The 11903-nt window shown below is 44.0% G+C and carries 11 protein-coding genes; 9 read left to right on the forward strand and 2 right to left on the reverse strand.

Annotated elements, in window-relative coordinates; translation table 11 throughout:
* The first annotated feature begins 222 nt into the window (after positions 1 to 222).
* From HMPREF3002_RS02305 to HMPREF3002_RS02330, 6 genes are all read left to right on the forward strand, one after another.
* Positions 223 to 486: a type II toxin-antitoxin system RelB/DinJ family antitoxin gene (locus HMPREF3002_RS02305; protein ID WP_049523154.1), complete on the forward strand. Its 264-nt coding sequence runs from the start codon at positions 223 to 225 to the stop codon at positions 484 to 486.
* 268 nt (positions 487 to 754) lie between these two features.
* Entirely contained in the window at positions 755 to 3607 is a 2853-nt protein-coding gene (locus HMPREF3002_RS02310; RefSeq protein WP_070665176.1) for an AAA family ATPase, read from the forward strand.
* Between the two features lie 101 nt (positions 3608 to 3708).
* The gene (locus HMPREF3002_RS02315; RefSeq protein WP_070665110.1) at positions 3709 to 4950 is read left to right on the forward strand and encodes an aminopeptidase; all 1242 of its coding nucleotides are present in this window, start codon (positions 3709 to 3711) and stop codon (positions 4948 to 4950) included.
* Between the two features lie 9 nt (positions 4951 to 4959).
* Positions 4960 to 5190, forward strand: coding sequence for a GlsB/YeaQ/YmgE family stress response membrane protein (locus HMPREF3002_RS02320; protein WP_003010011.1), 231 nt, complete (start codon positions 4960 to 4962; stop codon positions 5188 to 5190).
* Positions 5191 to 5396: 206 nt separating this feature from the next.
* Positions 5397 to 6062 (forward strand): DUF443 family protein, encoded by a 666-nt coding sequence (locus HMPREF3002_RS02325; RefSeq protein WP_070665111.1) that lies wholly within the window; start codon positions 5397 to 5399, stop codon positions 6060 to 6062.
* A gap of 83 nt (positions 6063 to 6145) precedes the next feature.
* Complete coding sequence (locus tag HMPREF3002_RS02330; RefSeq protein WP_070665112.1) at positions 6146 to 7150, forward strand: hypothetical protein; 1005 nt, start codon at positions 6146 to 6148, stop codon at positions 7148 to 7150.
* Positions 7151 to 7202: 52 nt separating this feature from the next.
* On the opposite strand, the gene def is transcribed toward HMPREF3002_RS02330, so the two are convergent.
* Complete coding sequence (gene def, locus HMPREF3002_RS02335; RefSeq protein ID WP_003004253.1) at positions 7203 to 7817, reverse strand: peptide deformylase; 615 nt, start codon at positions 7815 to 7817, stop codon at positions 7203 to 7205.
* A gap of 60 nt (positions 7818 to 7877) precedes the next feature.
* A complete protein-coding gene (locus tag HMPREF3002_RS02340; protein WP_070665113.1) occupies positions 7878 to 8564 on the reverse strand; it encodes a cyclic nucleotide-binding domain-containing protein in 687 nt (228 codons plus the stop codon).
* Positions 8565 to 8707: 143 nt separating this feature from the next.
* On the opposite strand from HMPREF3002_RS02340, the gene HMPREF3002_RS02345 reads away from it, so the two are divergent.
* The 3 genes from HMPREF3002_RS02345 (at position 8708) to HMPREF3002_RS02355 (ending at position 11859) form a co-directional block, all read left to right on the forward strand.
* A complete protein-coding gene (locus tag HMPREF3002_RS02345) occupies positions 8708 to 9871 on the forward strand; it encodes an MFS transporter (protein WP_070665114.1) in 1164 nt (387 codons plus the stop codon).
* Positions 9872 to 9976: 105 nt separating this feature from the next.
* Positions 9977 to 11128: an MFS transporter gene (locus HMPREF3002_RS02350; protein ID WP_049523278.1), complete on the forward strand. Its 1152-nt coding sequence runs from the start codon at positions 9977 to 9979 to the stop codon at positions 11126 to 11128.
* 2 nt (positions 11129 to 11130) lie between these two features.
* Entirely contained in the window at positions 11131 to 11859 is a 729-nt protein-coding gene (locus HMPREF3002_RS02355) for a pseudouridine synthase (RefSeq protein ID WP_070665115.1), read from the forward strand.
* The last annotated feature ends 44 nt before the right edge of the window (positions 11860 to 11903 follow it).

Here is an 11903-nt window from a genome sequence, read left to right on the forward strand (position 1 = left end):
AGTAATTTATATTGTTTCATAATCTGGTTCATATTTTTCACCTCTTAATCTATGATAGCAACATTATATTCTAAAACTAAAACTCAGGCTGAGATCTCCCATATTTGGGACATTAATTTTATTTCTTTACTATATTTTGGCTTATAGACATCCGTTGTATATCAAATGGATTTACAATAACCTTCTTTTTGTTAAAATAGTCTATAGAAAGAAGGTGAGAATATGTCAAAGACGAGCATGAGTATTCGTTTGGATAGTGAGGTTAAGGAACAGGCCCAACAGGTATTTAATCATTTAGGGATGGATATGACCACAGCTATCAACATTTTCCTCCGTCAGGCTATTCAATATCAGGGCTTACCTTTTGATGTTAAATTAGACGATCATGGTAAGTTGCTCCAAGTCGTAACGGATGTAGAGCAAAATCGGAATATGAGTCAGCCCTTTGAATCGGTCTCAGACTTGATGGAGGACCTGCGTGCTTAAGATTCGTTAGTGGCAGACAATGTCCTGCTCCTTTCCACCGCCCTGCTCTCAGGAGCAATGGCGCTAGCCGGCTTATTTTCAGCTTTAAAAGATTAACTGACAGCCTCTATTTTCCTTTTGAAAATAGAGGTTTTTCAGTCCTTTCAGATCTGATAAGTGTTTTCTTTGGATCTGGATTGTGTTACAATTTTTAGTGACAAGTGTTTGTAAACAGGAAGCAGAAAAACAATGGATGTTCTTTCAAAAAGATGAAACAAAGGAGAAGCGCGTGGCAAGATATTTAGTAGGTCCTTACAACAATAGTTGGAACTTTATGGATGCGATTGAAAAAGCGCAGGATGGAGATACCATCGAGTTTGAAAATGGGCATGTCTTTCAATGGCCGACAGATGAGGTGATTGTGATCAACAAGAGCCTTCATTTTGTGGGGCATGTGGTTCCAAATCCAAATGGCAATGGACGCATGTTTAACAACACGATTGAGGCTTGTTTCCGATTTGTAGAGGGAGCTCAGGTGACATTTGAAGATCTGTGGTTTAAAGTTGGTGGGAACTATACTGCCTTGACCTTATGGAATGAGTCAGCTATCACCTGTAAACAGGTCTATTTTGAAATCACTACTCCGATAAATAGTGAATTTTTTATCTATATGGATACGCATTCGGAAATGACATTGGATGGAGTTGGGATGAAGGTTCCGGAAAAACACCAAAGTGTCATCGGAATGTCAGCATCGGAATTGTCCATTCAAAATTCAACGATTTTTTCTAAGATTGATCTGTCAGAAGGATCCAAGTTGACCTTAGAAAAGGTCCATATTGAAAAATTTGGGAATAATACGATCCATGCCAAGGACTCAGAAGTGATCGCAAAAAATTCAACGATTACAGGCGGGGATCTGGAAAAGGATTTTCCACCAGTTTGGTTGAGAAATGTCATTTGGGAGTCTGAAAACTGTAAAATTGAGCTACCTACGGGGACTGGAGTCTGTCTTGATAACAATGTTCAATTCAATTCGGATTCGGATCGTATGACCTCCATCAATTCATACAATAGTATGATCCGAGCTCACCAAGCGACATTTACAGAGTTTTTATGCGTCTATGAAGAGTCCTTTGCTTCCCTGACTGGGGAAACGACCTTCTTGAATGAGAATGCCCAAACCATTTCATTTGGAGTTTTCGATGATAGTGTGCTGATGGCTGAGCATATGATTTGTCATAAGATTGCGGATCCTAATATACGGCTTCAAGGTGGGGCCTTTGTGAAGGCAGGCACCATAACCTATAGACAGGGCGATGCGCGTGATCTGACCAAGGAAATCGAGGATGACTGTGACTATCTTGTTGGCAGAGAAGTGGCCAAGGGCAATGCGCAAGTCGTTGCTACGGGACAGGCGACGGAAGCAACGGTGGCATCAACTACAGCAAGGGACTCTGGGCTAGAGAAGAAACAAGATGCTCTTCAGGAACTCAATAGCCTGATCGGTCTTGAAAAAGTTAAACATGAGATCAAGAAAATGATCAACATGGTGGAATTTAACAAGAAACGAATCGCCAGTGGCAAGGCTCCTGAAAAGCAAACCTTGCATGCGGCCTTTATGGGAAACCCTGGTACAGGGAAAACGACGGTGGCTCGTCTGTTGGGACAAGTGCTCTTTGATGCAGGTGTCCTCTCAGGGGAGGAATTCCGTTTTGTGGAAGCAACGGAGTCCGATCTGATCTCTTCGAATATTGGAGGAACAGCTGAACAGACCCAGGCCCTACTTGAAAAAGCGCGTGGGGGCATCCTCTTTATTGATGAAGCCTATAGCTTGGATAAAAAGGACAGCGGTGCGGACTTTGGGATCGAGGCGATCAATACCATCCTCAAATTTATGGAGGACAATCGTGACGACATCATGATTATCTTTGCCGGCTATACCAAGGAAATGGAGGAGTTCTTAAAGACCAATCCAGGCCTTCGTTCTCGGGTGCCAAATAATTTCATCTTTGAAGATTTCACAGGAGATGAGATTGTCCAACTAGGGGAAATGATTTTAAGCAAAGGGGACTACAAGCTCGAGGACCGGGATTACTATGCGCGTCATGTCAAACGGGCCTATGATGGCTCGCTAGATAAGAGCAATGGTCGCTGGATCCGTAACCTGGATGAGCAATTGACCAAGACCATGGCAGATCGGGTGGTGGCCCAAGGTTCTGATGATATTGAGACCATTCTCAATAGCGATATCGATGCTGTCCTTAACCAAGGTAAGTATCAAGCAGGAGCCGATAAGGAAGAAGATGGAATGGCTGCCCTCAACCGTTTGGTTGGAATTGCCAAGGTGAAAGAGCAAGTCGAGCAATTCGTAGCCATGGCTGAGTTCAATCAAAAACGGGCTGAACAAGGTGGCGTTGTCGAAGATACGACCTTGCACTCCCTCTTTCTTGGAAATCCCGGTACAGGGAAGACCACCGTGGCCCGCATTTTGGGCAATATCCTCTTCCAAAAAGGAGTTATTAAGCAGAAGAAATTCATCGAAGTATCGCGGAGCAATCTAGTTGGAGGCTACCAAGGTCAAACGGCCTTGAAGACGCGCGAAGTCCTAGAAAGTGCACTAGGTGGCGTCCTCTTTATCGACGAAGCCTATACGCTTTTTACCGGTTCAAATGATGATTTTGGGAAGGAAGCCTTGGACGAAGTCCTCAAATTTATGGAGGACCATCGTCGTGATATTGTGATTATCTTTGCTGGCTATACCAGAGAGATGCATGACTTCTTGCAGGTCAATTCAGGTCTGCAAAGCCGGATCCCGACTACATTTGATTTTGAAGACTACAGCCCAAATGAGATCGTTGAGATCGGTCTGTTAGGATTGCGTAAGCAAGGCTACCAAGTCAATGAAGCCCTTTACGGAGAGATTGTGAAAGGGAATTATATGCGTGCCAATGACCATAGTAATGGTCGCTGGGTCCGCAATCTTAATGAAAAACTCTTGCGCCAAGTATCGACTCGGGTAACCCGTGAAGGTAGTACGGATTACAATTCGATTTTGGATCAAGATTTGGAAGCCTTGAGAGAGAATGGCAATACAGAACATCCCCATACGGTAGATGATCAAGGCTATGTTCTTCCTTAAGCTAGAAGGAACAAGAAAAAGGATTCTGCAGGAGCGGAATCCTTTTTGCATGGACTTATGGTATACTAGGAGAAGATCATTCACTTATGAAGGAGAAAATAATGGTTTTACCAAATTTTAAAGAAAACCTCGAAAAATATGCCAAATTGTTGGTGGCAAATGGCATTAACGTGCAACCTGGCCATACCTTGGTCTTGAACATCGGTGTGGAACAAAGAGAATTGGCCCACTTGATTGTGAAGGAAGCCTATGCCTTGGGGGCACACGAAGTCATTGTCCAATGGGCAGATGATTTTACTACCCGGGAAAAATTCCTCCATGCACCGATGGATCGCTTAGACAATGTACCTGACTACAAGATTGCAGAGATGAACTACCTCTTGGAACACAAGGCCAGTCGTCTTGGTGTCCGTTCTTCTGATCCAGGTGCCTTAAATGGTGTCGACGCAGAGAAGCTTTCTGCTTCTGCTAAGGCTTTGGGCATGGCCATGAAACCAATGCGCATCGCCACTCAATCCAACAAGGTCAGCTGGACAGTTGCTGCTGCAGCTGGTTTAGAATGGGCGAAAAAGGTCTTCCCAAATGCGGCGAGTGATGAAGAAGCAGTGGATCTCCTGTGGGATCAAATCTTCAAGACCTGCCGGGTGTACGAAGAAGATCCAGTCAAGGCTTGGGAAGAGCATGCTGCTATTTTGAAGAGCAAGGCAGATACACTTAATAAGGAACAATTCTCAGCCCTTCATTACACAGCACCAGGGACCGATTTGACTCTTGGCTTGCCGAAAAACCACGTTTGGGAATCTGCTGGAGCCATCAATGCCCAAGGCGAAGGCTTCTTGCCAAACATGCCGACAGAAGAGGTCTTCACAGCTCCTGACTTCCGTCGCGCAGAAGGTTATGTCACCTCTACAAAACCACTTAGCTACAACGGAAACATCATCGAAGGCATCAAAGTGACCTTTGAAAATGGAGAAATTGTGGATATCACAGCAGAAAAAGGCGATCAAGTCATGAAAGATTTGGTCTTCAAAAACAAAGGAGCGCGTGCCTTGGGGGAATGTGCCCTCGTACCAGACCCAAGCCCAATTTCCCAATCAGGCATTACCTTCTTTAATACCCTCTTCGATGAAAATGCCTCTAACCACTTGGCCATCGGGGCAGCCTATGCCACCAGCGTAGAAGGGGGCGCAGAATTCACAGAAGAAGAACTCGAAGCAGCCGGCCTCAACCGCTCAGACGTCCACGTCGACTTCATGATCGGCTCAAGCCAAATGGATATCGACGGCATCCGAGAAGACGGCACCCGCGTCCCAGTCTTCCGCAATGGAGATTGGGCAATTTAAGGAGAAACTATGATTGGAAGTATGTTTGTCGGTCTTTTGATCGGACTTCTAGCTGGAGCTATCACCAATCGTGGCGAACGCATGGGATGTTTTGGGAAAATGTTCCTGGGCTGGATTGGTGCCTTTTTAGGACAATTACTCTTTGGTGCTTGGGGACCAAGCCTAAACGGTACAGCGATTATCCCATCGATTCTTGGTGCCATGATTTTATTAGCCATCTTCTGGGAAAGAGGAAGCTAGGTTTAACTTGCTAAAACAGATAGAGTGGTTGGAAATCTTCCAACCTCTTTTTTAGTCAAAACTTGATCATCAAAGTAAAATCAGGTATGATGGAAGGTATGTTCTGTTATGATTAAATAAGATAATTATGGCTGTGGTAGACTGGTGAAAAGTTAGTTTAGTTTCTCCGTCTAAGAATGAAACAGTATAGAAAGTAAGAGACATCTATGTTTAAACCCGCAAAAATCGAGTATTTACCGAAAATGAATTTTCGATATCGTTTGTTAAAAGTAGAGAATGAATGGTATTTAATGGAAGTCGATCGGCCAATTATAACAAGTTATTTTCTTCCATGGTTTACCTATTTTGTCCCTCATAAAGGTTATCAGCTAACAGAGGATGAAGTAGAAGCAATAGCTCCGAAAGTGCTTGAAGGAGATAAGAACATGCTTTCAACTCAGACTAAAGTGGGGATCTCAACACTTGGTGCTGGTTCCTTAGCAGTTTTACTAGGTAGAGCTTTTCCGATAGAGGATTATTTATATTTTACTTCCCATCTACTGAATCTAGTGTTAATGATCCTTGTTCTATGTATTGTTGTTGGGCTTCGTATTTGGCTGAGCACTAGGAAAATAGAGACTGGAATGATGGCTTCTAAGAAAGCTAAAAGAATCTATTGTCGCCCAGCAAAATTTAGGATAGTACTAAGAAATCTTTTATTGTTGATAGTTCCTTTGTTTTTGTCAAGTGCAATGATTTACTCAGTTTTGAGTAAAATTAAACCAAATCTAATTGTTCATATGGTCCTATTTGTTACTTCATTTATGTATTTAGCATCAGCTATTTTAGGTTTATATGCTCCAGGCGACGATTTCAAAGCTAAAATCAAGTAGATCCAGTCGAGTAAAACCCAGAAGCAATAGCAGCGTCCATCTGCTTTTGGCCCTTAAAACAATTTTTTAGAAAGGAGCATGCTATGAAAAATGAAAAGAAAGTCGATATTAAGCAGGCGAACAAAGTCTACTTTAAAAGTTTAGCCAATACACGCGCTTCAGCGGCTATGATGATCAATTCGTGGACAGGCGTATTTCTGTTCGCATTTGAAATCCTTTGTTTTTATTCGTATGATGTATCGAAAGGTATAAAACCATTTAGTCATTGGTTTTTTGATATCCTCGTCATCTATTGTCTTTACCATATCATTGCATTTTTCTTGCCGTTAATGGGGGCATTTATATATAGAAGACAAGTGTTGTCAACGACTCTACTCTTATTCACCTATGTAGGAATGTTTTTATCGCTCCAAGTCATGGGCTTGCTCATCATTGTTTCTGCTCTTGCAAATAAGGAATTTGAAGTAGGTTTCCCGAAATATGGCTTCATCGTCATTACTTTTCTTGTGATTTGTACCTTATTGGGCTTTATTTATCATCATTTTTGGCTTAAGAAGCAGTTAAAGATTGGCTTTTCACCAACTAGAACCCTGGGAAATTATTTCGCAAAATCAAGTAGTTACAGTAGCAATGCCCTAACGATCATCTTCGTCTGCTCCATGATAGGAGCGGCCCTTACTGGCTATTATGGAGTGGTGCTAGGAGTATCCGTAAGCATACTATTCAGTTACGCTTTTACTCAATTGCTGACAGAAGTGGGTTACCTCTTGTATTTGAAAACGAAAAGCAAGGATTACTGGGAGGATGAACCTGAGGAGAATCCGACGTTGTGGGATTTACTATGGGGTTGGTTGAAAGGCTTCAGTCTGAAAAAAGCTAAACTTCGCATTCCGTTAGAAATAGTATGCTATCTATTGATGTTTGTAGCACTTGATCATTTAGGATATGCTGATGCAAAGGTAAGACGACCAATTTTATTAGTGTGGTTTGTCAGAATGGTTACCCTAGGAATCGTCTTGGACCTCTTCATTAGCATAGCGCGTACCATCATGCGCAAGTTTTCGAATAAAAGGCAAGACAAAAAATAACAAAAAATACCTAACCGAGAGTTTTCTCAGTTAGGTATTTTTGTCGGTTACGCTATTCTAAAATCAAAAGTCCTTCTTTGATTTCAAATGGGTTGTTTGGGTTGATGCGGTCATAGAACATGATGCCGTTGGTGTGGTCGATTTCATGTTGAACGACGATGGAGTTGTAGCCTTTGAGTTTGATGCGTTTCTTTTCCCCATCTTTTGTGAAATACTCAACCGTCACGCGGGCATGGCGAACCACATAGCCTGGGACATTGCGGTCTACAGAGAGACAGCCTTCCCCGTCGCCAAGCGCTGCATCTTGAACAGAATGGGCGACAACCTTTGGATTGTACATGACTTCTTGAAGGCTATAGGCTTCTTTTGGTGGGTTGCCATCGGCATCTTCTGGATTGGGAACCAAAACAGCGATGATCCGTTTTGAGATATCCAGCTGAGGAGCTGCGAGTCCCACTCCTCCACGGAGGCCAAGTTTTTCAGCCATAACAGGGTCTTGAGAATGGTGCAAGAATTGCATCATTTTTTCACCCAGGATAATTTCCTGATCAGACAAGGGGAAGGTCACATCTTCTGCAACAGCTCGAAGTGTTGGATTTCCTTCGCGGATAATGTCATCCATATCAATCAAATGGGATGCTCTTGTAACTTTTTCAATTGCTTTCATCGTTTTACTCTCACTTTCTTTCTACCCTCCATGATAACACAAAAGAGCCTAAAATTAAAGTTATCTGTCGATGGTTTCCGCATGTTTGATGGACAAATCATTCATCCTTTTTGCATCTAAAATCGTATAGACTCGCCCTTCTCTTTGGACTAAGCCCTCTTCGATCATCTGCTTGATGACACGGCTAAGGTGGCGGTAGCTGATCCCAAAACGCAGGGCCAGCTGATTCATCTTGGGCTTGAGGGTCCCATTTTCATCGCAATGCTCCAGAAAATGCGAGGCGAGGCGTTCCTTGACCGAATAATGAAAGTTGGCAGGAGCCAAATAGTTGATCTGGTGTAATTTCTCAGCCAAGGTCTTGGCCGTAGAGCGCAAAAAGGTTGGATCAAGCAGGAGGCGCTTCTTAAAGTGCAGGGCTGGGAGCTGGACGACTAGCGAGTCTTGGTCTGCAATGACTGATGAGATACAGACCCGATCGAGCAGGAGCTCAATCTCTCCTAAGAGTCCAGGTTTTTCTTGGATTTCAAGGATGGTGTCGCTGCCATTCTCAAGACTGTGGATAATCTTGAGCCGGCCTTTGAGAAAATAAGGAATGACATCTTGTTCAGAACCCTGGCGGCAAATATAATCTCCAGCCTGGTAGAGAACGAGGTCCAGCTGGCTGAGACAGTCACCTGGAAAGATCTGGTCCAATTGGTAGTCTGTGATGATCTCCTTGAGTCTGGTAGATGGGGAAATTTTTTTCATCTCACTCTCCTAAAATAGGACAAATGTCCTGTTTTTCTATTTCTAAATTGATTATACTAGGATTCTATTGAAAATACTAGTTTGAATCTTTTCTGAAAAACTAGTAAAATCAAATGTTACCAGTAAAGTGTAGGAAATAAAAAATGAAAAAAACAATGGAAAGAATCAGTCTCTTGAGCTTGTCGCTCATGCTGATCTCATCTTTTTCAATTACAGCTGGTTTGCCGGCTATGAAGGCTTATTTTAGCCACTTCGGATATTCAGCAGGCCAGGTGGAACTCTTGGTTTCCCTGCCAGCCTTTGCGGTCGTAGCCATGCTCTTTTTAAATAGCCTGATCGAGCGGTGGATGAGTGAGCGCCAGATGATTGTCGCAGGGCTCTTGCTCTTTTCAACTAGTGGCCTCTTGCCTTTGGTCGTGCAGGACTATCCTCTCATCTTTCTGAGTCGTTTGCTCTTTGGCTTGGGGACAGGAATGATCAATGCCAAGGCTATTTCAATTATCAGTGAGCGCTACTCAGGCAATGATAAGACCCGGATGCTGGGCTATCGGGGGTCTGCTGAAGTGGTGGGCTCTGCCATCTTGACCTTTATTGTGGGACAACTCTTACCCCTAGGCTGGCCAGCGATCTTTGCCGTATATGGTGGTGGTTACTTGATTTTACTCCTCTATCTCCTTTTTGTCCCTTATCCTAAGGAGCAAAAACAGGCTAGCTTGAAGGAGAAAAAGAAAGGTTCCGCACGTCTTCGCTCCCCTCAATGGCGTTTTAGTCTAATGCTAGCTGTGATTGCTGGTATCATCATTTGCTTCAATTCTATTATTAGCTTGCGCGTGCCGGATATCATTGTTGACGCTCGTATGGGAACGGCGACAACAGCTGGAACCGTCTTGAGTCTGATGCAATTGACAGGGATTGTAGCAGGGGTAGGCTTTGCCAGTTTGACACATGTTTTCAAAAAGAACTTGCTCATGATCATGTGTTTTGGTTTCGGTCTAGCTCTAGCCTTGATTGGCTTGTCCGGACAGCTGTGGAGCTTGGTTCTAGGAACCCTCTTAGCCGGATTTACTTACAGTACGGGAGTCACCAGTATTTTCTATCACCTATCTGAAAAAATCCCGACCAATCTCCTGAACCTTGCGACCTCGCTGGTCTTGATCGGCTGCAATCTCGGATCAGCCCTCTCTTCTTTCTTCATCCAGTTGGTGACGCCACTAGCTCCCTCCAATCATCTGCTCTTTGTCTGGATTGGCGCTTTGATGGTTGGAACGGGAGTATTTGCCTCACAATTGCTAGCACGAACGAAATGATGGAGAAATCATTTCGTTTTTTTAATTCAATCTATTGCGTCCTGTCACTAGCTCGTGTTATTATAGGAGGAGTGTGAAAAAAAGATTAGTTTAAAGGATAGAATAATGAAAAAAATCATGGAGAAAGTGAGTATTCTCGCGCTTTCATTTATTTTGACGACCTCGTTTTCGATTTCGAGTGCGCAGTCGGCCATGTTTGCCTATTACAAGGGAATTCCTCACAGCATGATTGAACTCTTGGTCTCGCTTCCTTCTGCAGGGATCATGGTTTCACTCATCTTCAATAAATGGATTGGGCGCCTTTTTTCAGAGCGTCAGATGATTGTGACAGGCTTAGTTGCTTACGCTCTATGTGGCTTTATTCCTTTAATCAGTCCAGCTTATCCAGTTGTCTTTTTGTCTCGGATTATTTTCGGGATGGCGGTTGGCTTGCTCAATGTTTCTGCCATTGCCATTATCAGTGAACGCTATAAAGGAAAAGAACGCGTCCAAACTCTTGGTATTCGTGGTTCTGCAGAGGTTGTTGGGACGGCCGTTTTAACCTTTGGAGTCAGCCTCTTGATTCGCTTTGGCTGGCAGGCTGCCTTTCTCGTTTACGGCATCAGTATTCCTATCTTACTTTTGTATCTCTTATTTGTGCCTTATGGATCTAAGACAGAAGCAGTGGAGGAAAAACACAAGGATGTGAAGATGACGGGGGGACAATGGCGGACTACGCTCGGCTTAGCGGTCGTTGCGGCAGCTATCGTCTTGTCCAATGTCATGATCACCGTTCGGATTCCAAGTGTGGTAGAACAAGTTGGACATGGCACTGCCCAAACTGCTGGGGTTATATTAGCAGCCATGCAATTTGTTGGGATCTTGGCAGGTTTGGCCTTCTCGCCCTTGACCTATCTATTCCGTGATCGTTTATTATTGGTTTCGGGAGTAGCTTATGGTGTGGCCCAAATGTTGATCGGGGTCTCTCCAAATCTCTTGATTCTTGCCCTTGTAACCATTGCTTCTGGCTTCGCCTACAGTGTGGCTCTTACAACAGTTTACAATGTCTTATCTGATAAGATGCCAGCAGGGGTCTTGAGCCAGGCAACGTCCATTGCGGTTTTGGGATGTAGTACAGGTTCGATCGCAACGACCTTTGTCCTTAGTCTATTAGGGACGATCTCATCTGCTCCAGTCTTCATTTTTGGATTTTCTGGTATCCTCATGATCCTGGTTTCCTTTTTTGGCCTTTGGATTGTGCGAAAGAGCGGGAAATAACTATGCGCCTAGATAAATTTTTAGTGGATTGCGGCGTGGGGAGTAGGACCGAGGTCAAGCAACTCCTCAAGCAAAAGAAAATCGCAGTGAATGGAAAAAAAGAGACAGCAGGAAAGCTGCAGATTGATCCAGACAAGGATCAGGTGACCTTTATGGGAGAAGACCTGGTCCATGAAACCTTTGTGTATTATCTGCTCAATAAACCAGCTGGGGTCATCTCAGCGACTGAAGATGATCACCACCAAACTGTGCTAGATCTATTGGATGAGACAGCCCATCACAAGGAAGTCTTTCCTGTCGGGCGTCTAGATATCGATACCCATGGCTTACTCCTTTTGACCAATAATGGCAAGCTCGCCCATGCCATGCTTTCGCCGAAGAAGCATGTGTCGAAGATCTACCGTGCCCAGGTGGCTGGGATCATGGATGAGGCAGATGTGGCCCGTTTTGAAGCTGGCATTGCCCTCAAAGACTTCACGACCCTGCCTGCGAGATTGCAGATCTTAGAGGTGAATGAGGCAAATGCCAGCTCCTACGTCGAAATCGAAATCGCTGAAGGAAAATTCCATCAGGTCAAGCGCATGGTCGCTGCCTGTGGCAAGGAAGTGGTGGATTTAGAGCGGATCTCTATGGGGCCTCTAACGCTAGATTCAACTCTTCAATTGGGAGCATGGCGGAGACTCCATCCTTCTGAACTCAAGTCCCTAGAGGTCTTCGGAGTTCCCTTATAAGCAAAAAACCAAGAGGCTGGGACAAAAGTCCTAGCCTCTAAATT

This window comes from Streptococcus sp. HMSC065E03 (assembly GCF_001815045.1).
Lineage (GTDB): Bacteria > Bacillota > Bacilli > Lactobacillales > Streptococcaceae > Streptococcus > Streptococcus parasanguinis_AD.